Here is a 21,884-nt window from a genome sequence, read left to right as displayed (position 1 = left end):
AGTGCAAGCACTCCATCAAGTCCGCTCGACTTGCATGTATTAGGCACGCCGCCAGCGTTCGTCCTGAGCCAGGATCAAACTCTCCAATAAAGTGTTTGACTTGCTCATTTTGAAACTGACGAGAAAATTAATTCTCTATTTAATACTCACTCGTTGTTCAGTTTTCAAAGATCAACTTCGTTTATTTCGTCGCCATTTTGTCTCAGCAGCGACCTTTATAATATATCATGTGCTTGCTTTCAAAGTCAAGGCTTTTTTTATTTTAATTTATTTCGTTGTATCCGTAAGCACTTGTCCATCGAAGAAGCGATTTATAATGTACCATATAAAACAAACAGGAGTCAACTGTCATATCATGGTTAATTTTAACCCGAGCAACAGCCCTACACCCGGCAGCCCTAAAACAAGCACCGTAGCTATGGTCGCCGGGTTAAGCGGAATATACACTTCCGTCATTAAACCGGAGAAATTCACTACATAGATCCCCAATGCAGCAAGGACAATATGCAGCCCTAACCGGGTAAGCCATGCGAAGCCAAGCCGCCTTGAGACAGCAATATACAGTAATAAGAGCAAAGAAACGACCAATATTCCTGTCAGCACGATTTTCACGCCTTACGCACACCTTTCTTTTCACGATTAAAAATAAGGTCCGTACTTAAAGACATCCCATTCTACTTTCGCCTGCTTAGCCATCTTCAATTGAATCTGATATCTGCGCTCCGCCGCTTCCAGCAAATAAATCGCCACATCCACCTCATCATCTCCAAGCGCCTCTTGAAAAGCCCAGCTGGCCCTTTCCCACTCCGCACGAGCTCTGCAAACCTCTTTATAAAGATACTCTTTGTATTCCTGCTCTTGATCAGACTGCCGGGATGACTTCGTCCGATTTTCGAGCCGGGCTCCCCATATCTTCAATTGTCGCTCGCCCCCTCCATCCGATTTATTAATGTGTATCGGGGAAAGGACAAACTTAGAACTCTCGGTTGGCGATTAAAAGAGAAAAAGAACCCCGAGCCGCATTCCTGCGATTCAGGGTTCTTCCAATATCACTTCATAATTTAATGCAGTTCACGCCGTCCTTCCAACGCTTTAGAAAGCGTCACTTCATCTGCATACTCCAGATCGCCGCCGACAGGCAAGCCATGCGCAATCCGGGTCACTCGAAGCTCGAACGGTTTCACTAACCTTGAAATATACATGGCCGTAGCCTCCCCCTCAATATTCGGGTTCGTGGCCAAAATAAGTTCTTTCACTCGTTCATCACTCAAACGGTTCAACAGTTCCTTCAGCCGGATATCGTCCGGACCAAGACCTTCCATGGGAGAGATCGCTCCCTGAAGCACATGATAATAGCCATCGAACTCTTTCGTCCGCTCCATCGCAACCAAATCCTTGGACTCCTGCACTACACAGATGACGGAAGGATCGCGCGTTTTGTCCTGACAAATCCGGCACGGGTCCGTATCCGTAATATTGCAACAGACGGAGCAGTAATGAAGATTGCGTTTCACGCTGACCAAAGCCTTGGCAAAATCGATGACATCATCCTCTTTCATGCGCAGCACATGAAACGCCAGCCTTGCGGCCGTCTTCGGACCGATACCGGGCAAGCGAGTAAACGCGTCGATCAGCTTTGCGATCGGTTCGGGATAATACAATGGGAGTGTTCTCCTTCAGTCTAAAATTAGAACAGGCCTGGAATTTTCATTCCGCCCGTAAATTTACCCATATCTTGATTAGCGAGTTCTTCCGCTTTATTAAGCGCGTCGTTTACGGCAGTAAGCACCAGATCTTGAAGCATTTCAATATCATCCGGATCAACGACTTCCGGTTTAATCGTCAGAGACAGCACTTTTTTATGTCCATTAACTTCAACCGTTACGACACCGCCGCCCGCGCTGCCTTCGATTTTCTTGTCGCCCAGCTCTTCCTGTGCTTTGAGCATTTGTTCCTGCATCTTTTTCACTTGTTTCATCATTTGGTTCATATTGTTCACTAGGCCCACATCTCCTTAAATAGTGTTTGCATTCATTATAATCGTTCAGCACCAAATCAAAAAGCCGTTTTACTCCTTGATGACTACAAGGTCTTCGCCAAACAGCTGAAGGGCTTCATCAACCCACGGCTCTTTGCTTCCTCCCCCCGTATCCTCGGGAGGCGGTTCAAGCTCAAAAGGCTCGCTCGTTGATTTGGCGGCCCCTTGTATCGCTTCATTCCAATCCTTCAGCATCATCGTTACCAGACGACATGGATGCCCCAATTGACGCTCCATAACCTGCTCGATCAGCTGTTTATTGGCCGGTTTTTCAGTCGTTTCGCGGTGAATGTCGTTCTTAAAAGCAACCAACACCGCATCCTCCGATACGGAAACGGGTTCCCCGTTCACAAACCAGGCATGAATGGTCACTTTCGCGTCCTTCACCGCCTGCAAAATCTGGTTCCACTTCCCCTGAACCGCCATAAACTCCTGGCTGTTCCGCTGTGCAACGTACCGGTCCAATCCCGAAGGAAGCTTGGCTGCGGAAGAGATCCTAGGTGCCTGACTTCGAGTCGCGGGACGTCCGCCGGAATTACCCGACCGGTCCGCTCCCGCAGAGCCCAATCCACCCTGGAGCGCCTGTTCCAGCTTACGTTCCAACTCGGCGAGTTGTCCTCTAAGCTGCTGTACTTCAGAAGCGGAGGCTCCTGCAGCATGGGCCGGGCTTTCCTGACTCTGTGTGACAGATTCGCGTACCGAACCGTCCTCCTTCGGCAGGCTGCACAACTTGAGCAGAGCTACTTCGAACAAGGTTTGGGGTTGAGCCGCATACTTCATTTCGGTTTGGTAATGATTCAGCGTGTCGATAATCCGAAACAATTGGGACCGGGAAAATAGTCTCGCCGTATCCTTGAAGTCCTGCGCATCCAGCACCCGTTCGGTCAGCTTGTCCGCCTCAGGCACCATTTTGATCATCAGCAGGTCCCGGAAATAATAGAGCAGGTTCTCCATGCACTTGTCCGCGCTCTTACCTTCCTGCATGAATCCTTCAATCATCTGCAGCATGCCGCCGATATCGTCTTCAAGAATAGTCGTGGCCAGCGCCGCAAATTGTTTGGAAGGAATCCCCCCCGTCATATCCAACACTTGCTGATAGGATACCCGTCCGTCCGAGAAGGAAGAGATTTGATCCAGTATGCTGAGCGCGTCGCGCATACCTCCATCGGACAGTCTCGCAATGTAGTCGATAGCCTCTTCTTCGGCAGCGATTCCCTCCTGCTCACAAATGACCCGGAGTCGTTGAGTTTGCTCGTCCAAAGATACGCGACGGAAATCAAAACGCTGACACCGGGATATGACCGTGGCCGGGAGACGATGAGGCTCGGTCGTCGCCAGAATAAACATAACATGCGGCGGCGGTTCCTCCAACGTTTTAAGCAGCGCATTGAACGCTTCCGTAGTCAGCATATGAACTTCGTCGATAATATACACTTTCTGCCGCACTTCCGTTGGGGCATACTTCACTTTCTCGCGGAGATCGCGGATTTCGTCGACCCCCCGGTTGGAAGCGGCGTCAATTTCAAGCACGTCCATGACGGCACCCGCGGTAATCCGGCGGCATGCATCGCATTCGTTGCACGGCTCGGGAGCCGGCCCTTTCTCACAGTTGACCGCTTTGGCCAACAGCTTCGCCGCCGTAGTCTTCCCGGTTCCCCGCGGCCCGCTAAAAAGATAAGCATGCGATAGCCTGTTTTCGCGGATCGCGTTCTGCAGCGTGCGGATGATATGCTGTTGTCCTACCATGTCTTGAAACGACTGCGGCCGCCAAGCACGGTACAGTGCGATATGCTCCATCTGCGGCACCTTCTTTCTATCCATAAGCGGTTTGTACCGCTTCCTTATTATACTATACTCCCCGGGCCAGAAAAACTCATATCTCAAAAACAACTCGCCAGAAATGGCTTCCGGAGATTCCATTCCCAAACTGTAAGGGAATTCCAATCACCATCAACTTACCGACAAATAAAAAAGCACCTTTGCCTGACAGCAAAGATGCGTTCTTATTCATTGTAATACCGTGCACCTGTTATTGATCATTGCGATCCAAGCGGCACCTCTACGGCGCAACTCGGGACAGGCTCCCCTCCGGCACAAGAGTGGGACTGCTTATGGCTGCTTCCTTCCGGACCTGACCAGGTTCACAATTACTCATTGCGGAGGACCCGTCCGTCAACGTCTGCCGTAAAGACCGGACCTCACATCGGCAAGACCTCTAACAGGACTTCAACCTCGCTACAGCGGATTGCGAGTTACAGGGCACCGCTACCTCCCCATCTAGCACGGTGAAATTAGTATAGCCCAAGCCCGGCCAAAATGCAACCCGCGGAAGAAGTTGCCTGAGGAGCCAAACGGCTCTGTATTATTTACTTGCAGCGTTCACTTGGGGCTCCGCCGCCTGGCTATCAAATTCTTTTACTACCGGCGTTTTCTCGAACGGCTTTGTGCTCACCGCCCACACATTGTTTCCTGTTAGCAGAAAGCCGAAGGAAGTCGGATAAATGGCATCAAAGTCAGTACCGCCCCCCGGAAAATAAATCTTCTCCCACGTCTTCCCGTCCTTGGAGTAAATAAGCACGGTGTCTTCGTTGGCCCGGCCCTTGCTCATCCAGTCAAAATGGCTTCCGCCGGCGAGATACTCCTTCCCGTTGTAGCCGATCACTTCTAAACGCAGAGGAAGGCCTCCAGAATACTGCTTTGTTTTTGGACTCCATTGAGCTTCTTTAAAGGTAAAGACATTCGTCGTTTTACTCCCGTCCTGGGTGGAGAAGATCATATTCATATATGCGAACAAGAACTGTTTGCCGTCCCAAACCCCGTTATAACCACCCAAAAAGTTAGCCTTATCTCCGGTCCACACTTTACCGTCTTTCGAGACAGCCGACGTGTTTCCGGTAGCCAGGAAGACTTTCCCGTTGGTGACCAGTGAATCCAGCGGGCGTTCACCCGCAATGCTGTTCTCGATCTTTTTGAATTGGGCTGGTTTAAAGGATTGCAAGTCTCCGGAAATCAGAATATGATTCGGTCCCGGAAAATAAAACCCGTCCACGTTCTTATCCCGGTCCTGTGCCAGGAAATAATAGTTTCCTCCGCTGTAGATGACATCCTCAAAAGTGTACTCCTTCTTGTTGTTGTTGGGAAAAGGAATTTCACTCCGTTCCCAATGAACGCCGTCCTGGGAAACTGCAAAATATGTATCGTACAGAACAATAAAACGGGCTCCGTCAAAAATTAGTTTCCGCACATTACCGCCGGTTCCGTCATACTGGACCCCTTTTATAATCGTGTACGCTTCCTGAAAGTCCCATTTCAAACCGTCTACGGATTTATAAAGCTCGCCGTAAGGGTCGAAATACAGATAAAAGCTTCCATTAAAAGCAAGCCCGCCCCGCTTATGATTGGAGACGCGGTCATCCACCTCCAACACTTTCTCCTTGTAAAGTTTAGTTTGAGCTTGGGCCGCCTGAACAGGCATAACCAATAATAACGCAGCCGCTATCATCCCAATTGTCCATTTCTTAAGAATCACAACTTCTCCTCCATTCGCTCTAATCTGTTATAGCGTATATCGGTTCATTGGTCCCAAACATGCAGTCTCTATCATTTTTTGATATATTTATAGAATATATTGGAATTTGCTAGATGAAGGGAGATCTTATGAAACGACTACGCCTTATGAAAACTATCCTGGCCGCCTCCATCGCAACTGGAGGAATTGCCTTTTTACAGCCGTCTCCGACTCAGGCCGCTTCCCCGGTCCAAATTTTGCTCGACGGATACCCCCTTTCTTCTAATGGAGATTCTATGGTGGTGAGCGGGACCACGCTGGTTCCATTTCGCTCTATCTCTGAAGCTCTGGGAATTCAAGTGACCTGGAATCAGGCGGCTAAAACGATCAAAGCGGTCAAAGGAGAGGGCTCCGATGCCGTCCACGTCCAATTAACCTTGGGCAGCAAGCAGGCAACAGTGAATGGCACACCTGTACCGCTTGCCGTTGCTCCCCGTTCCGTAGGCGGAAACACGTTAATTCCTTTAAGCTTCTTCAGCCAACAATTCGGCGCCACAGTGGGATGGGACCAGACTACCCGGACTGTGTCCATTACTTCACCTCAGGAGAGAATGTATGTGCTGGGCTTTTATGCACTCGGGTCATATTCGGAAGTAAGCCGGGTCCAGAATCTTGATGCCGTTGCGTTTGGCTGGAGCCGGATCGACGAGAACGGAGTATTCTCCACCACTACTCGGCCTTTTCGCTGGCCTGAAAATGCAGGGGAGGTAACACCGGAAAGCCTCGTCTCCGATGCGTCTACAACTGGAACCACACCTTACTTAATGGTCTATTCCAGCGATGTTAAAGGCGAACTCACCAAAATCGTTGAGAATTCGGAATTCCGTAAGAAGGCGATTGCCGATATTTTGGCGGCTGCCACAGAAACCAAGTTTGAGGGCATTATGCTCGATTTGGAAGGGCTCGGCCTAACCACGGACAAAACATATACTCAAGCCGCCTTCAATGTTTTCGTCAAAGAACTGGCTAGTCAGGCTAAAGCCGCCGGCTTAAAACTCGGCCTTGCGCTGCACCCGTTGAATTCGTCCTATAAAGGCTATGATTACAAGACCCTGGGTAAACTTGCTGACGAAATCGTCATCATGGCCTACGATTACCGGACCGGAACTGGATATAGCTCAGAAAGCGGAAAACAACCGGAACCCGTCTCCAAGGTAGACGAAGCCATTCGTCTTGCCCTTAAAGAAACAGACAAAGACAAACTAATTCTGGGCTTGAACATGGATAACGAAAATGCGAACTCGGTCAGCATATTGACAGGCCTCGCAAAACGCTATGACTTGAAAGGCATCGCTCTCTGGCGTCTAGGCATTATTAAGGACGACGAATGGAAGAGCTTGGAGCAAAGCATAGAATTTAAACAGTAACAAAAAAATCCCCCGCTCTGAGAGCGGGGGATTTCGCATTTATTGCAGCGGTTAGGCTGCCTACGGTTTTATTAGATGCCGTATTTTTTCTTGAATTTATCCACACGTCCACCAGCATCCAGGAATTTCTGTTTCCCTGTGAAGAAAGGATGGCAGTTGGAGCAAATTTCAACGCGCAGGTCTTGTTTAACGGAACCTGTTTCAAAGGTATTTCCGCAAGCGCAAGTAACTGTAGTCACGTGATATTTGGGTTGAATGGCTTCTTTCATGACTTTCACCTCTTTCCGCCCTGAGCCTCATGCGTGCGCAGAGTTATAATGACACATAAATTTATTATAGCACGGGTGTTGTTGCTGCGCAATTGTCTATTTCAGGGTGTTGGCGTGTAGAAGGCTTACTATCCACGCACCTTGACCCGCGCCAATTCCGCAGGCGGGACATGGGTATAAGAGCCGATGATAACATCCGGCAGTTCCTCCTGAAAAATCTCAATCGCCTGCTTCATGCCCAGAATATCTCCCTTGGCTTTGGGAATCAGATCTAGATAGCTCTCAGGGTCGATATTGAGATTACGGAGCTGGATCAGCCGAAGTTTGGTCCGGCGGGCAAACTCCACCATCGCCTCAATCTCTTCCTCCCGGTCGGTTACCCCGGGGAAGATCAGATAGTTAATCGAGGTGTAAACGCCTTGTTCGGAAGCATACTTCAAGGATTTTTCCACGTTAGCCAATGTATAACCGCGCGGCTTGTAATAAGCATTGTAATGATCGTCCAGCGCGCTGATCGTGCTGACCCGCATCAGATCAAGCCCCGCATCGACGATACCGCGGATGTGGTCGCTAAGTCCGGCATTCGTATTGATATTAATATATCCCATATCCGTCTGCCGGCGTACCTCGCGGATCGATTCAATGATCAGCTTGGCTTGAGTGGAAGGCTCGCCTTCGCAGCCCTGCCCGAAGCTGATGATGGATTCCGGCGTCTTCAGATGCTCAAGCATGATCTCTACCAACTCTTCTACGCGCGGGCGGAAATTCATCCGCGTCTGCGGCGATACAAAACCGCTGTCATCCGGCTGTTCCGAGATGCAGCCGAAGCACCCCGCATTACAGGAATAAGAAACCGGAACGGCACCTTCCCAACGATTCAAGAACGTATTCGAGGCGGTCAGACACTCATAACCGAGCGCGCAATTGGATAAATGATCATACAGCCGGTTGTCCGGATACCGTGCCTTCAAGGTTTTTACCTGGTTCTTCAGTTCGAGCGGATCGCAATTGAGCGGATTCCACTTCTCGGGATCATCCGACAGACGAGCGGTTACGTAGAACTGTCCGTCCTTCCAGACGACCGCCGAATATCCGAATAGCGGGAGTTTGTAATCCTTGTCCGTCTTAACGTATCCGGGCAGGCAAAGACGCGTAAATCCCTGAGGCAGTAATGCGCCTACTGCCTGTACGTTGCCGGGCAGCGGCTTCATTTCCCCGGTATCGGGATCCATTCCGATCGGACGGGTGGATGGCAAACCAACGAGCGTAGCTCCCTCAGGAAGAGGTATAAGCTCGTCTTCCATTATTTCAACGATCATGTCCGCACTTCGGGCAAGCCCATAGAGTGAAGGATGATCGTATACTTGTCCCTGTTCATCTGCATATACTAAATACATGGTGTGCTCCTTTTCATGTGTCCAGGCCCTTAAGCGTTGGAACCGTGTCCAGATCCGGAGGTCGATGATACGGTCCGCGCCGGGCGGCGTGTGCCTGTTCCGGTGCCCGTGCTGGAGCTTCCGTTACCGGAAGCGGCATTCCCTGCGGCATCAAAAGAAGCCAGGAATTCAGCGTTCGTCTTACTGCCCCGCAGCTTTTTCAGGAATCCTTCCACGAAATCGTAGGAATCGTTCATATTTTTGCGGATCGACCAAATCGTATCCAGTTCTTCCTTCGTCAACAGGACTTCCTCGCGACGCGTCCCCGAACGACGAATATCGATCGCCGGGAAAATACGGCGTTCCGCCAATTTCCGGTCCAAATGAAGCTCCATGTTGCCGGTCCCTTTGAATTCTTCATATATAATATCGTCCATCCGCGAGCCCGTATCCACGAGCGCCGTTGCCAAAATTGTCAAACTGCCGCCTTCCTCCACATTCCGGGCGGAGCCAAAAAACCGCTTAGGGCGGTGGAATGCAGCCGGGTCAATCCCCCCGCTGAGCGTACGTCCGGATGGCGGAACAACCAGGTTATAGGCACGCGCAAGCCGGGTAATGCTGTCCATCAGAATAACGACATCCTTCTTATGCTCAACTAGACGCAGCGCACGTTGCAGCACGAGTTCCGCCACCTTGATATGATTCTCCGGCAGCTCGTCAAACGTTGAAGCGATTACTTCCCCTTTGACGGAGCGCTGCATATCGGTAACTTCCTCTGGGCGTTCGTCTATTAACAATACGAATAACTCGATATCGGGGCGATTGGTGGAAATGCTATTGGCAATCTCTTTAAGCAGCAGCGTTTTCCCTGCCTTTGGCGGCGCTACGATCAAACCGCGCTGTCCTAGGCCGACGGGGGCGAGTACATCCATAATGCGGGTGGATAAATGAGTTGGGGATGTTTCAAGCACGAGCTTTTCCTGCGGATATAGAGGGGTCAACGCCGGAAAATGCAAGCGTTCGGCAGCAACCGTAGGGTTCTCACCATTCACCGCATTGACCTGCAGCAAGCCGAAATATCGCTCATTTTCCTTAGGGGTCCGGCATTTGCCGGAGACCAAATCACCGGTTCTTAGATCAAACTTGCGGATTTGCGAGGCGGAGATGTAAATATCCTCCGTACTTGGCAAATAGTTAATCGGTCTCAGGAAGCCGTAACCTTCCGGCAATATCTCCAGAACGCCCTCCATGAACATTAATCCGCTTTGTTCGGCTTGAGCTCTTAAAATGGCAAAAATTAATTCTTTTTTCTTTAACTGGCCGTAATAAGGAATCTGATGCTGCTTCGCGAGCTTGTACAGCTCGGTTAGCTTCATTTCCTCCAAATCGGCAATTTGCAGATCCATGTAAAAACCACCTATTCAATTTTATCGTTTCAAATTAAAATACCCTATCAATTTCGGGGATGAATCTATGAGGAAGTAGTTGCTAGAATTCATTAAGATAGTATTACCCTTTCTCAGGCAACTTATGCCGAAAAAGGAAGAGTTATTCCACCTGACGCCATACGTCTGCTCCGAGTGCACGAAGATTGGTGACCAGGTTATCGTATCCGCGGTCGATCAATTCTACGCCGGATACTTCAGTAACGCCGTCATCCACCGTCAGGCCGGCAATCATCAGCGCCGCTCCCGCACGCAGGTCCGCTGCCTTTACCTTAGCGGCATTAAGCCGTCCGCCTTCGATAATGGCCGAACGCCCCTCGACACGGATTTTGGCGCCCATTCTTACCAGCTCGGGTACATGCTTAAACCGGTTGCTGTATACAAAGTCGCTGAGAACGCTCACGCCCTCGGCCTGGGTCAACAAACTGGTCATTGGTGATTGCATGTCCGTTGGAAACCCGGGATACACTAGAGCTTTCACATCTACATGTTCATATTTTGCCGCGCCTATCACACGGATCGATTCGTCGAGTTCTTCCACGCCAACGCCCATTTCCAGCAGCTTCGCAGTCAAGGCTTCCAAATGCTTTGGAATAACGCCGTCAATAATAACGTCTCCACGCGTTGCCGCGGCGGCAATCATGTAAGTCCCGGCTTGAATGCGGTCCGGGATAATCGAATGACGACAGCCCTTCAACTCGTTGACGCCTTCAATCCGAATCGTTTCGGTTCCGGCGCCTTTTATGCTTGCGCCCATGGAATTCAATAATGTTGCTACATCTATAATCTCAGGCTCTTTGGCCGCATTTTCGATAATTGTAAGGCCTTTGGCTCTAGTGGCCGCCAGCATAATGTTAATAGTTGCGCCTACGCTGCTTACATCCAGATAAATCTTGGCTCCGCGCAGTTCCTTGGCATGCAAATGAATAGCCCCGTGTTCATTCGTTACGGTAGCTCCTAAAGCTTCAAAACCTTTAATATGCTGATCGATCGGACGAGGTTCGAAATTGCATCCTCCCGGCAATCCAATCGTTGCTTCTTTAAAACGGCCAAGCAGCGCACCCATCATATAATAAGAAGCCCGCAGCTTCTTGACGGGGCCGTTCGGCATAGGAATCGATTTTACATCGGAAGGATCAATTCTCATTTGACTGTCTTCCCATGATACGCGGGCACCCAACTCTTCCAAAATCTCAGAATAAACCGCGACATCACTCAGATGCGGCAAATTATCCAGCACTACTTCGGATTCAGCCAAAATTGCGGCAGGAATAAGCGCTATCGCACTGTTCTTTGCACCGCTGATCGATACTGTGCCGCGCAGCGGCCGTCCGCCGCTGATCATTAATTTCTCCATAAGCTCAAGGGTCCCCCTACGTATAATGCAGCCGTAAAACGGCAAATGACTCTTCCATGACTATAGACTTCGTTATTAGACTTATACAAACTTTTAGGTATGAAAATGGAAAGACACCGTCTAAGCGGTGTGCTCTCCATAATCACCCTATTCAACTGGATTATCCAGCAATACAATTACGCTTTGTTATTGGAACCAAATTCACGGATTTTGCCGATAACTGTTGCTTTGATAGCGTCACGGCCCGGAACGATATATTTACGCGGATCATAAGCATCCGGTTTTGCAGCCAATACTTCGCGAACTGCTTTGGTGAATTCGATTTGGTTCTCGGTATTCACGTTAATTTTGGAAGTACCCAGCGAAATGGATTTTTGAATATCGTGCAACGGAATACCTGTACCGCCATGAAGCACGAGCGGAATATTAACGGCATTGCAGATTTCTTCCATTTCTTTGAACCCAAGGTTTGGTTCGCCATGGTAAGGTCCATGAACGGAGCCAAGTGCAGGGGCCAGAGTATCAATACCAGTTTCTTTCACGATGCGAACGCACTCTTGCAGGTCGGCATACTGGATACCGCCGATTACGTCGTCTTCTTGTCCGCCAACCGTACCAACTTCGGCTTCAACAGAAACGCCTTTAGCGTGAGCATATTCAACAACTTTCTTCGTCATTTCGATGTTCTCATCAATCGGATGATGGGAACCGTCGATCATAACGGAAGTAAAGCCAGCGTCAATCGCTTCTTTACATTTGTCGAAGCTGGAGCCATGGTCAAGGTGAATAGCTACAGGAACGGTAATTTTCATATCATGCAACAAGCCTTCCACCATTTTAACAACGGTGTAGAAACCGCTCATATGGCGTGCAGCGCCTTCGGATACGCCGAGGATTACTGGCGATTTTTCTTCTTCTGCTGCAGCAAGGATCGCTTGCGTCCACTCGAGGTTGTTGATGTTAAATTGACCTACTGCGTATTTCCCCTCAAGCGCTTTGTTCAACATGTCTGTCATAGATACTAATGGCATGGGTTTCAATCCTCCTAAGGATGTTGGATTATCTTTCTTAGCCGACATTCACACAGTTTTTATTATACCACACCTTGACAAAATTACTAATAGAGGTTGTCCAAAAGATCATCTTTCCATGACGAAGCAGATCATGAAGAGAAATCGACGTCGAATCTTGAATTCAGCCGGGCCTTCCGTTGCTCACGTACCTCATGTACGTTGCGCTACTCAGCCCCTAGCTTTATCCAACCTTCTTGGTCCTGAAAAGCTGACTTTTGAACTCGAAATAATAGAGGTTGTCCAAAAAAAAGAACCCCGAAACGGGGTCCTTTAAAGGCGCTAAAGAACGGGACTGCTTTTCAGTTGCATGTTCACCGCTACGCGCATTTCATCGATGTCAAAAGGTTTGGTGAAGTGCATCAATGCTCCGAGTTCGGTCGCTTCCTTGATCATATCCAACTCGCCGTACGCCGTCATCATAATGACCTTGATGTCCGGGTTGACCTCCTTGATATGCTTGAGGATTTCAAGCCCGTCCATGCCCGGAATCTTCATATCGAGCAGCACCAGATCAGGCGAATCGCTGCGGACAATTTCCAAGGCCAGTTTGCCGTTGGCAGCCTGGTAAGTTTTATACCCCTCGCTACTGAACACTTCCATCAATAAAATACGTATCCCATTTTGATCATCGACAATCAACACCTTCTTCTCTTCCACAGAAAACCCTCCTACGAGTCCACCCTTGAAATTCATGTATTGTAATAATTCGCCTTCATTTTGGAAATCCCTTCTAAATTGGAAAAAAGAGACTCAAAAAACATGTTCGAATTTATACAATAAAAAATATCGGCGGCTATGGAAGAAATCACAAGGCTAGGTTTAGGACAAATGAGCGATCGATGCTTTTACGAATTCCCGGAACAGTGGTTGCGGACGGTTCGGACGGGAAGTGAATTCCGGATGGAACTGAACGGCCAGGAACCAAGGGTGGCCCGGAAGTTCGACGATTTCTACGAGGCGTCCGTCCGGCGAAGTACCGGAAATGCGCAGGCCTGCCGCTTCAATCGTTTCACGATAAGCATTATTGAATTCATACCGGTGACGGTGTCTTTCATATACCAATTCATCATCATAGCACTGCATAGCGAGGGAGCCTGGCTGAAGTTTGCATGGATACAATCCAAGACGCATCGTGCCGCCCAAATCCTCGATATCTTTTTGCTCCGGAAGCAAATCAATGACCGGATATTCGGTGGAAGGATTGATCTCCGAGCTGTTGGCGCCTTCCAGACTTGCCATGGAACGTGCATATTCAATTACCGCTACCTGCATACCAAGGCAAATACCGAAGAACGGAATGTTCTGCTCGCGCGCATAACGGATCGTTGAAATTTTGCCCTCGATACCGCGGTCTCCGAAACCGCCCGGAACGAGAATCCCGCCGATACCTTGCAGTTTTTCGTGTACGTTTTCGTCCGTAACTTCCTCCGCGTTGACCCAACGGATTTTCACATCCGCATTCGCATCAAACCCGGCATGGGAAAGAGATTCAACAACACTCAAATAAGCATCGTGCAAAGCGACGTATTTACCGACGATAGCGATTTCCACGGTTTTGTCCAGCTTGCTGATCCGTTCGACAAGACCTTCCCACTCGCTCATATTCGGCGCCGGTGTGGTCAGCTTCAAATGGTTTACGACGATCTCATCGAGACCTTCGTCACGCAGATTCAAAGGCACTTCGTACAACGTATCGGCATCGCGGCATTCCACGACCGCATTAGGATCGATGTCGCAGAAGAGCGCGATTTTCGCTTTCATATCGTCCGAGAGCTCATGCTCGGTCCGGCATACGATCACGTTCGGCTGAATACCGATGCTGCGAAGCTCTTTAACGCTGTGTTGGGTTGGTTTAGTTTTCACTTCACCGGCTGCCTTAATATAAGGAATCAAGGTAACGTGAATGTACATCACATTCTCGCGGCCGATATCGCTCTTGATCTGACGAATCGCTTCAAGAAAAGGAAGACTCTCGATATCGCCGACGGTACCCCCGATTTCCGTAATGACTACATCGGAACCCGCTTCACGTCCGGCACGGAATACCCGCTCTTTAATTTCATTGGTAATGTGAGGGATGACTTGAACTGTTCCACCCAAATATTCCCCGCGGCGTTCTTTGCCGATGACGGAGGAATAAATTTTACCGGTCGTTACATTGCTGTTCTTGGACAGGTTAATGTCGATAAACCGCTCATAGTGGCCCAAATCCAGGTCCGTCTCCGCTCCATCGTCGGTAACGAAAACTTCCCCGTGCTGGTAAGGGCTCATTGTCCCCGGATCCACGTTGAGGTATGGGTCGAATTTCTGGATCGTTACCTTTAGACCTCTGTTCTTAAGCAGTCTGCCGAGCGATGCTGCCGTGATCCCTTTTCCCAATGAGGATACGACCCCGCCTGTCACGAAAATATATTTTGCCACAGTTCAAAAACCTCCTAAATTAGTACGGGTTCCATGATCAATATAGCGTAACCCATTCCGAGGAAAAACATAGCGAAATGGGCATAAAAAAACAAAAAAGTGACACCCGAACAGATCGGGGCACTTTTTGAATGAATAACGTATTTATAGGTTTGAATCATAAGCCCATGCAATAGTTTACCCGTTACCCACCCCTCTGTCAAGTAAAGGGCTAAAGGCAAAACGGTGAATTTCCATCCCGGGCCGGTTTATTTAGTCGTTGTCTTCGTCATCGCCAAAATCTTCTTCTTCGGCTTCTTCCGAATCCTCGTCTTCCTCATCCAGTTCTTCATCGTCCAGGATAGAGTCGTCCTCTACATCTTCAACGTCCTCTTCCTCATCCTCGGAGAACAGGTCGTCTTCAGAATCTTCGTCAACGGCATCGAAATCATCATCGTCGTCCGCCGTAAACGTATCTTCTTCTTCCACGAAATCATCGTCATCCAAATCATCATCGTCATCATTAATAATACGAGGACGTTTGGAGTTGCCCACCGGATCTTCGGCGCGTTCGATCGGATACCAGCGTTTAAGGCCCCATAGATTGGTACCTACGCAAGCAAATCTACCGTCGATATTAATTTCCGTATACAGCTGCGCAATCGCGCTGTTAATCTCTTCCTCGGACATGCCGCGGACTTTTGCCACCTCAGTCATCAGGTCGCGGTAATAATACGGCGTATTCGCCGCTTTCAGGATCATAAAGGCCAAGTCGACCATCGGAATCTCATTCACTTTTTCCGGGTCAATTTTCAAATTGAGCGGGGTACTCACGTAACGGACACTTCCTCTCACGCAATGTTCACATAAAGACTGATTTCCTAACTAACATATCCATATCACAAAATAGTAAACCTTATTTGCCATTAAAAAGCAAGTTTTAAGTTGTGCCTAAAGCGTGTCGCCATTGCCCCGATCCCCCCGAAAAAATAAAAAGAGACGGGGACTCTCGTCCGCCGCCTCCCGACTGTATCCACTTCAAACGGGAGCTCCCGGCTCCCTTTCGAAGGATATTGAAAGCCTGAAAGGCCTTCCTCTTATCCTATGTCCAGATTCCAGCTTTGACACGGTCTGTGAGGGCCCAACTTAATAAAATCCTCCGGACGCAAATGCTGCCCATTTTATAGGAGCAGGGCCCCTTTCCCATTCCTGTCGCAGGGTGTTGTCATACTATACTTCAACACGCTTCGTCAGGAGGGATACCCTTAATGGACTACTCCAGCTTCCTGCGGTATTTAAATGATCACATCGACACCTCCGGAAAAAGCGGCCGCCATATCATCCGCTTTACGCATCCGGCGCTATTCGCCGAATTTGTAGCACAGCTGCGAGGGCGGCGACGCCAAAACCCGGCTTTACGGCGGGTTCGCACCTCCTCCTTGCTTCAGGCGCTGTTCTGCCCCCTGTCCTTTCGAGACGCGGGAGCCTGGGGACGGTTTGGCCTGCTCATCGAGGAGGACGTCAGGGTGGCTGTCCACTCCGCCGTGATGCCGAGCAAGGAGCCTTCCACAGGAACCCCTTGGGGGGTCCGGAAAATCGGAGCGCCGGACGCCTGGTCCGTCTCAACCGGCAATCAGGTCCGGATCGGAGTCATTGATACGGGCGTCGATTTCAATCACCCCGATCTCCGGAGTTCGCTCGCCAGAGGCGTCAATCTCTTGAACAAGATGAGTCTACCCTTCGATGATAACGGCCATGGCACGCACATCGCCGGGACCATCGCCGCCTCGGGCGGTTCCAAAAGCATGATGGGCGTAGCTCCCCGTTCCCTGATCTATCCCGTAAAGGCGTTTGATCACAACGGCTCCGCCTATGTATCGGATATTATCCTGGGCATTGACTGGTGCGTCCAGAACCGCATGAACATTATTAATATGAGCTTTGGCATGAAGAGCAAAAGCCAGTCCTTGCAGAACACCGTTCGCCGGGCCTACAATGCCGGAATTGTTGTCGTCGCCTCCTCGGGCAATGACAAAAAAAGCAAGAGCGCCGATTACCCGGCCAGATATGCCCATACCATTTCGGTCGGAGCTACCGGCAGGGACGGACGAATTGCGTCCTTCAGCAATCATGGCCCCCGCATCGATATTTACGCGCCGGGGGAGAAGATCAAATCTTGCTGGCTAGGCGGAGGCTACCGGGAAATGAACGGCACCTCCATGGCGACTTCACACGTCAGCGGCTCGATTGCCCTGCTCTTGGCCTACCGCCCGGGCTTGTCTCCGGGGGAGATCAAAAAGTGGCTGCGCCGTACGGCCCGCCCCGTATACGCTCCGACGTCCAAGATGAAACTCGGCGCAGGAGAGGTCAACGCCGCCCGCCTATTGCGCGGCAAACCGGTAGTAGCCAGCAAAAAACCGTCAGGGAAGTCCTAATTCCCTGACGGTTTTTTAATAAATTCGCGGTCCTGCATACGCGTGATGTTAATGACTACATCCGTTCCGGCGCAGACACGCCGATCAGCTTCAGCACGTTCGCGATGACTGTGCGAACGGCACCCAGCAGTACGAGACGCGCTGCGGTTTGCTCCGCGTCTTCCGTAATAACGCGTTCCGCTCTGTAATAGCTGTGGAGCATAGCGGAGATTTCATACACATAGCGCACGAGCCGATGCGGAGCATAGTTCTCGGCTGCAACGCCGATCTCTTCCGGCAGTTCGCCCATTTTCCGCAGCAAATCGTATTCGTGTTCCGCCGTCAATTTTTGCAGGTTCACACTCTCCGGCGAAGGAATCGCCACGCCTTGTTCTTCCGCCTGACGGAAAATGCTGCAAATCCGGGCGTGAGCATATTGCACGTAATACACCGGATTTTCATTGGATGTCGAAATCGCCAGATCCATATCGAAATCAAGATGCGAGTCCATGCTGCGCATCGTAAAGAAATAGCGGATGGCGTCGACGCCGACTTCGTCCATCAAATCAACCATCGTTACCGCTTTACCGGTCCGTTTCGACATTTTCACCTTCTCGCCGTCCTGGAACAGGCTGACCATCTGGGCGATCAATACCGTCAATTTCTCCGGATCCTTGCCGAGAGCCTGCATGGCCGCCTTCACGCGGGGAATATAACCATGATGGTCGGCGCCCCAAATGTTGATCATCCGGTCATAGCCGCGTTCGTATTTATTCCGGTGGTAGGCAATATCCGGCGTCAAATACGTATAGGTTCCATCGTTCTTAACGAGAACGCGATCCTTGTCGTCTCCGTATTCGGTCGTCCGCAGCCAGGTCGCACCTTCCTGCTCATAAGTCTGGCCCTTATCGCCCAACTCCTTCAGCGAGGCCTCGACTTGGCCGTCCTCATACAGCGAAGTTTCGCTGAACCAGATGTCAAAACCGACGCGGAAACGGCCGAGATCGCGCTGGATCTTCGCCAATTCCTTCTCCAACCCGTATTTCCGCAGGAACGCCTCGCGTTCTTCCGGAGACTGCGACAGCAACGTGTCGCCTTTCTCTGCAACGAGCTCCTTGGCAAAGCCTTTAATATCCTCGCCGTGGTAGCCGTCCTCCGGCATCTCCGCATCCTGGCCCAGCTCTTGCAAGTAACGGGCCTCGATCGATTTACTCAGGTTGGCCACCTGATTGCCCGCATCATTAATATAGTACTCCCGGGTAACTTCATAACCGGCAAAATCAAGCACGTTGCAAAGCGCATCACCGACAGCGGCGCCGCGGGCATGTCCTAAGTGCAGGCTGCCCGTCGGGTTGGCGCTGACGAATTCGACTTCGACCTTCTGCCCGTTACCAACACCAATGCGGCCGTAATTCTCTCCCTGCGCGTACACCTGCTCCACTACCGGGTAGAGATAGCTTTTGCCGAGCGTAAAGTTGATAAAGCCCGGTCCCGCGATTTCGGCTTTCTCGATGCCGGCTTTGGCGTTATCCAGATGACTGAGGATTTCTTCCGCGATTTGGCGCGGGTTTTTCTTCGCGATTCGGGACAACTGCATCGCCGCGTTCGTAGCGAAGTCGCCGTGCGCCTTGTCTTTAGGCACTTCCAGTACGATAGCCGGTATTTCTTCGCGCAGCGCCAGCCCGGCGCCGACAATCGCTTCAATGACGGCATCCTTCAGGGCCTGGTTGATTTGTTCCAATGGATTTTGACTCATGATTTAAACTTCCTCCCGTATATGTAAACTAATGGCGAAATGTCCCGACAATTCTTCATGCACAAATAAATCGTATTCCCAAGCGATATGGCCAAAGGCTCCGTTAAGCCGTGTCTCCAGCGTTCGCGTGTGCGTGGACAGATTGAACTTCGTAAACGGAGAACGGTAAAACCCGGGCAGCTTGCGCCCGACCTGAAACGTCTGCTCCGACTCCACTTCGCCGTGACGCATGATTTTCAGCTCGCCACCGGAGATTTTGACCATCGTTCGCGTCGTTCCCCCGGTCGGTCCCTGCTCGGGTTCTTCATATTTAATGTAGGCCGTATCCCCCCGGACAAAAACCTCTCCCGTCACTTCCTGGAGAGTTTCTTCTCCGTTCTGGCGGCTAGTGATCACTATTTTGGCTCTGCTCTGATCCGGCATGTCCCAAATCCCCAATCTATATATTACATTGTTTCCTATTGTACTACTATATCCAGTTCAATGTTTCAATTCAATACGGGTGAGGTTTCGTTCCAGTGAGAAGAATAAAGAAACCCGGTCAGGAACCGGGCTCTCTCCGTACGCTTTGCTTAATACATCCTATATATGAATGTTTCACGTTACTTGCCGTTTAAATCAAACTTGATATTCCAGCTAACCCCGCCGTCTTTGGTAAGATAGATCGCCGCGTCATCCGGATTGGTGACGGCGAGCCAGCCAGTCTTCTTTGCCGGAAAAGCAATTTTCGCGTCAAATCCGGCAAGCGTTGCCGGGACGTTGCTCCAGGTTTTGCCTCCGTTAAAAGAGCGTCCCAATCCGACCTTGCCCGCTGCCGGAGAACCCCCAGCCAGGTAGACAGCGCCGTCCGCGATGACCAGATTCCCGGGATGTCCGCCGGGATTTGCCGGTCCCCGCTCCGCTACGGCTTTCCCCGAACCGGGTGCCGGTCCGCCGCCGGCGGTGCTTTGCGCGATGACGCGGGCCCAGTTCTTCCCGTTATCCGCGCTGGCATAAAGGGAATAGGAAACCTGCGACATGCCGGATTCCCCGCGCACAAGCGCCCCTACCTGTTCTCCGCTGCTATAAATTTCACCGCCGATGCCTCCCGAGACGACTAGCGACTCACGCCAATGGCGTCCGCCATCCACGGTCTTCATCAGTTGGATTCCTCCGCCGGGCTTCACCGTCATGGCCCATCCCCGCTTAAGGCCTCCATCTGCAGGAAACAGCGCAGCCCGTGTATTGGCGGGCGTCGGAATCCGGGCCCAAGCGTTTCCGCCATTTTTGGTCACATAGACCGCGTTCCTTGTATACCCGACTACAGTCTCGGCATTATGAACATCGATTCGTTGCAAGGATTGCCCTGCAGTATAAACGTTAGCCCACTTCGAGCCCCCGTCTTTGGTACGTATCAAGTTGAAACTCTGTGATTTCCCCGCCCGGGCCAAAGCCCAGCCCTTCACATTGTCCGGAAAATCGATCTGCTCAAACTGCCACTGCCCCGTATAAATCTCCTGCCAATGGCAGCCGCTGTCCGACGTCCCGATTAAAAAACCGTTCCCGGCTACACGTCCTGTCGATGTATTCAAAAAATCAATGTCGCTGAACCTAAGGGGGTCCTGATCGGCACCCGCTCTTTGCCGCTTCAGGTTTTGCAGCAATCCGTGATCACCCTGCCCGCACTTCCCTTCCTCTGCTGCAGTCGCTTTTGTCGGCGATAAACCTGGGGTAGTCCCTAGGCCCAGGATCAAGCCAACGCATAGCACTGGAAGAAGCCAAAACCGGACTTGTTGTTTGTTCATACTTCGACACCTCCGTTACCTTACTATTACCCGTTTCGGCGAAAAATGGGACAACCCGTGCTCCGGTGAAGATGAAAAAACACCGCCCCCCGCTAATTAGGTTTACGGGAGGAGGTGCTCATGCTTATACTTCGAAATCGTTCCGAAGCTTCAATTACTTCACAAATCCAAGCAGCATTTCGCGGATCAGCTTCGCCGCCACGATTTGCGTTTGCTCGGTCGGATCATAGATCGGAGCGACCTCCACGAGATCGCAGCCGACAACGTTCACGTCGGAGCCCGCGATCAGATGCACGGCCTCAAGCAATTCCTTCGAGGTAATGCCGCCGGCTTCCGCCGTTCCTGTGCCGGGAGCGCAGGACGGGTCGAGCACGTCGATGTCGATCGTCACGTAGACCGGACGGTGTCCGAGCTTCGGCAGCGCGCTCTTCAGCGGAGCAGCCACATCGAACGGATGGAAGTTGATATTTTCGCGTCCGTATAGGAACTCTTCTTTGGAGCCCGAACGGATGCCGAATTGGTAGATGTTCTTGCCGCCCATCAATTCGGCCGCTTTACGTACCGGCGTCGAGTGGGACAGCGGCTCGCCCTCGTAATGTTCGCGCAAGTCGGCGTGCGCGTCGATATGGATCAGAGCCAGATCCGGATACTTCTCATACATCGCCTGAATAACCGGCCAAGTAACAAGATGCTCGCCGCCGAGACCGATCGGGAATTTATCGTCGGCCAGCAAACCGCGGACATACTCGCCGATCACTTCCAGGCTGCGCCCGGCGTTGCCGAACGGCAGCAGGAGATCGCCTGCATCAAAATAAGTGGCATCCAGAATGCTCTTGTCCAGATAAGGGCTGTATTCTTCCAGTCCTACCGAGGCTTGACGAATACGGGCCGGACCGAACCGGGAACCCGGACGGTAGCTGACCGTGAAATCCATCGGCATCCCGTAGATTACCGCTTTGGAGGACGCATAGTCCTCGGAACTACAAATAAATACGTTGCCTGAATAAGCTTGATCCAGTTTCATTCTTTTTCTCTCC

20 protein-coding genes, 1 rRNA gene and 1 other RNA gene are annotated in these 21,884 nt (G+C 50.9%); 2 read left to right on the top strand and 20 right to left on the bottom strand.

Annotated elements, in window-relative coordinates; genetic code table 11:
- The 8 genes from KJS57_RS23300 to KJS57_RS23265 form a co-directional block, all read right to left on the bottom strand.
- Nucleotides 1-90: ribosomal RNA gene (locus KJS57_RS23300) — 16S ribosomal RNA — on the bottom strand; the annotation flags it as partial.
- Between the two features lie 258 nt (nucleotides 91-348).
- Entirely contained in the window at nucleotides 349-612 is a 264-nt protein-coding gene (locus tag KJS57_RS23295; protein ID WP_211024747.1) for a pro-sigmaK processing inhibitor BofA family protein, read from the bottom strand.
- A 27-nt stretch (nucleotides 613-639) separates the two neighbouring features.
- The gene (locus tag KJS57_RS23290; protein WP_244861683.1) at nucleotides 640-918 is read right to left on the bottom strand and encodes a DUF2508 family protein; all 279 of its coding nucleotides are present in this window, start codon (nucleotides 916-918) and stop codon (nucleotides 640-642) included.
- 143 nt (nucleotides 919-1,061) lie between these two features.
- Nucleotides 1,062-1,661: a recombination mediator RecR gene (gene recR / locus KJS57_RS23285; protein ID WP_211024745.1), complete on the bottom strand. Its 600-nt coding sequence runs from the start codon at nucleotides 1,659-1,661 to the stop codon at nucleotides 1,062-1,064.
- 26 nt (nucleotides 1,662-1,687) lie between these two features.
- Nucleotides 1,688-1,999 (bottom strand): YbaB/EbfC family nucleoid-associated protein, encoded by a 312-nt coding sequence (locus KJS57_RS23280; RefSeq protein WP_211024743.1) that lies wholly within the window; start codon nucleotides 1,997-1,999, stop codon nucleotides 1,688-1,690.
- 69 nt (nucleotides 2,000-2,068) lie between these two features.
- Nucleotides 2,069-3,835, bottom strand: a complete 1,767-nt coding sequence (dnaX, locus tag KJS57_RS23275; RefSeq protein WP_213656518.1) for a DNA polymerase III subunit gamma/tau — start codon at nucleotides 3,833-3,835, stop codon at nucleotides 2,069-2,071.
- Nucleotides 3,836-4,056: 221 nt separating this feature from the next.
- Nucleotides 4,057-4,324: signal recognition particle sRNA large type (gene ffs, locus KJS57_RS23270), an RNA gene on the bottom strand.
- 76 nt (nucleotides 4,325-4,400) lie between these two features.
- Nucleotides 4,401-5,567 carry a hypothetical protein gene (locus KJS57_RS23265; RefSeq protein WP_213656517.1) on the bottom strand — a complete coding sequence of 389 codons (1,167 nt, stop codon included), beginning with the start codon at nucleotides 5,565-5,567 and terminating at the stop codon, nucleotides 4,401-4,403.
- A gap of 128 nt (nucleotides 5,568-5,695) precedes the next feature.
- Between KJS57_RS23265 and KJS57_RS23260 the strand changes: the two genes are divergently transcribed.
- Nucleotides 5,696-6,973 (top strand): stalk domain-containing protein, encoded by a 1,278-nt coding sequence (locus KJS57_RS23260; protein WP_211024739.1) that lies wholly within the window; start codon nucleotides 5,696-5,698, stop codon nucleotides 6,971-6,973.
- Nucleotides 6,974-7,044: 71 nt separating this feature from the next.
- On the opposite strand, the gene rpmE is transcribed toward KJS57_RS23260, so the two are convergent.
- The 8 genes from rpmE to rpoE all read right to left on the bottom strand — a co-directional run bounded on the left by rpmE (nucleotide 7,045) and on the right by rpoE (nucleotide 15,727).
- A complete protein-coding gene (gene rpmE, locus KJS57_RS23255) occupies nucleotides 7,045-7,242 on the bottom strand; it encodes a 50S ribosomal protein L31 (RefSeq protein ID WP_211024737.1) in 198 nt (65 codons plus the stop codon).
- Between the two features lie 128 nt (nucleotides 7,243-7,370).
- On the bottom strand, nucleotides 7,371-8,639 hold the full coding sequence (locus tag KJS57_RS23250; RefSeq protein WP_211024735.1) for a radical SAM family protein: 1,269 nt from the start codon (nucleotides 8,637-8,639) through the stop codon (nucleotides 7,371-7,373).
- A 29-nt stretch (nucleotides 8,640-8,668) separates the two neighbouring features.
- Complete coding sequence (gene rho, locus KJS57_RS23245) at nucleotides 8,669-10,024, bottom strand: transcription termination factor Rho (RefSeq protein WP_213656516.1); 1,356 nt, start codon at nucleotides 10,022-10,024, stop codon at nucleotides 8,669-8,671.
- Nucleotides 10,025-10,166: 142 nt separating this feature from the next.
- Nucleotides 10,167-11,420 carry a UDP-N-acetylglucosamine 1-carboxyvinyltransferase gene (gene murA, locus KJS57_RS23240; protein WP_211024730.1) on the bottom strand — a complete coding sequence of 418 codons (1,254 nt, stop codon included), beginning with the start codon at nucleotides 11,418-11,420 and terminating at the stop codon, nucleotides 10,167-10,169.
- A 176-nt stretch (nucleotides 11,421-11,596) separates the two neighbouring features.
- Nucleotides 11,597-12,451 carry a class II fructose-1,6-bisphosphate aldolase gene (gene fba, locus KJS57_RS23235; protein WP_211024728.1) on the bottom strand — a complete coding sequence of 285 codons (855 nt, stop codon included), beginning with the start codon at nucleotides 12,449-12,451 and terminating at the stop codon, nucleotides 11,597-11,599.
- Nucleotides 12,452-12,772: 321 nt separating this feature from the next.
- Nucleotides 12,773-13,150 (bottom strand): response regulator, encoded by a 378-nt coding sequence (locus KJS57_RS23230; RefSeq protein ID WP_280520402.1) that lies wholly within the window; start codon nucleotides 13,148-13,150, stop codon nucleotides 12,773-12,775.
- 162 nt (nucleotides 13,151-13,312) lie between these two features.
- On the bottom strand, nucleotides 13,313-14,914 hold the full coding sequence (pyrG, locus tag KJS57_RS23225; protein ID WP_211024724.1) for a CTP synthase: 1,602 nt from the start codon (nucleotides 14,912-14,914) through the stop codon (nucleotides 13,313-13,315).
- Nucleotides 14,915-15,166: 252 nt separating this feature from the next.
- A complete protein-coding gene (gene rpoE, locus KJS57_RS23220) occupies nucleotides 15,167-15,727 on the bottom strand; it encodes a DNA-directed RNA polymerase subunit delta (protein ID WP_213656515.1) in 561 nt (186 codons plus the stop codon).
- Between the two features lie 434 nt (nucleotides 15,728-16,161).
- Between rpoE and KJS57_RS23215 the strand changes: the two genes are divergently transcribed.
- Nucleotides 16,162-17,328 (top strand): S8 family peptidase, encoded by a 1,167-nt coding sequence (locus tag KJS57_RS23215; RefSeq protein WP_211024720.1) that lies wholly within the window; start codon nucleotides 16,162-16,164, stop codon nucleotides 17,326-17,328.
- A gap of 55 nt (nucleotides 17,329-17,383) precedes the next feature.
- On the opposite strand, the gene argS is transcribed toward KJS57_RS23215, so the two are convergent.
- The 4 genes from argS to speB form a co-directional block, all read right to left on the bottom strand.
- Entirely contained in the window at nucleotides 17,384-19,063 is a 1,680-nt protein-coding gene (gene argS, locus KJS57_RS23210) for an arginine--tRNA ligase (protein WP_213656514.1), read from the bottom strand.
- A gap of 3 nt (nucleotides 19,064-19,066) precedes the next feature.
- On the bottom strand, nucleotides 19,067-19,486 hold the full coding sequence (locus KJS57_RS23205; RefSeq protein WP_211024716.1) for a YwiB family protein: 420 nt from the start codon (nucleotides 19,484-19,486) through the stop codon (nucleotides 19,067-19,069).
- Nucleotides 19,487-19,665: 179 nt separating this feature from the next.
- Nucleotides 19,666-20,847 (bottom strand): beta propeller repeat protein, encoded by a 1,182-nt coding sequence (locus KJS57_RS23200; RefSeq protein ID WP_213656513.1) that lies wholly within the window; start codon nucleotides 20,845-20,847, stop codon nucleotides 19,666-19,668.
- Nucleotides 20,848-21,001: 154 nt separating this feature from the next.
- The gene (gene speB / locus KJS57_RS23195) at nucleotides 21,002-21,871 is read right to left on the bottom strand and encodes an agmatinase (RefSeq protein WP_213656512.1); all 870 of its coding nucleotides are present in this window, start codon (nucleotides 21,869-21,871) and stop codon (nucleotides 21,002-21,004) included.
- Nucleotides 21,872-21,884 lie beyond the last annotated feature (13 nt).

Origin of the sequence: Paenibacillus vini, from assembly GCF_018403325.1 — a bacterium.
GTDB classification, from domain to species: Bacteria; Bacillota; Bacilli; order Paenibacillales; family Paenibacillaceae; genus Fontibacillus; species Fontibacillus vini.
The sequence above is the reverse complement of the archived record's forward strand: the minus strand, read 5'-3'. Positions and strand labels throughout refer to the sequence as shown.

Excerpts from the sequence above, each read along its gene's own strand:
- speB (WP_213656512.1), bottom strand. The coding sequence starts at position 21,871 with ATGAAACTGGATCAAGCTTATTCAGGCAACGTATTTATTTGTAGTTCC.
- KJS57_RS23215 (WP_211024720.1), top strand. The coding sequence starts at position 16,162 with ATGGACTACTCCAGCTTCCTGCGGTATTTAAATGATCACATCGACACC.
- murA (WP_211024730.1), bottom strand. The coding sequence starts at position 11,420 with ATGGAGAAATTAATGATCAGCGGCGGACGGCCGCTGCGCGGCACAGTA.
- rho (WP_213656516.1), bottom strand. The coding sequence starts at position 10,024 with ATGGATCTGCAAATTGCCGATTTGGAGGAAATGAAGCTAACCGAGCTG.
- KJS57_RS23260 (WP_211024739.1), top strand. The coding sequence starts at position 5,696 with ATGAAACGACTACGCCTTATGAAAACTATCCTGGCCGCCTCCATCGCA.
- argS (WP_213656514.1), bottom strand. The coding sequence starts at position 19,063 with ATGAGTCAAAATCCATTGGAACAAATCAACCAGGCCCTGAAGGATGCC.
- KJS57_RS23200 (WP_213656513.1), bottom strand. The coding sequence starts at position 20,847 with ATGAACAAACAACAAGTCCGGTTTTGGCTTCTTCCAGTGCTATGCGTT.
- KJS57_RS23250 (WP_211024735.1), bottom strand. The coding sequence starts at position 8,639 with ATGTATTTAGTATATGCAGATGAACAGGGACAAGTATACGATCATCCT.
- fba (WP_211024728.1), bottom strand. The coding sequence starts at position 12,451 with ATGCCATTAGTATCTATGACAGACATGTTGAACAAAGCGCTTGAGGGG.
- dnaX (WP_213656518.1), bottom strand. The coding sequence starts at position 3,835 with ATGGAGCATATCGCACTGTACCGTGCTTGGCGGCCGCAGTCGTTTCAA.
- KJS57_RS23205 (WP_211024716.1), bottom strand. The coding sequence starts at position 19,486 with ATGCCGGATCAGAGCAGAGCCAAAATAGTGATCACTAGCCGCCAGAAC.
- rpmE (WP_211024737.1), bottom strand. The coding sequence starts at position 7,242 with ATGAAAGAAGCCATTCAACCCAAATATCACGTGACTACAGTTACTTGC.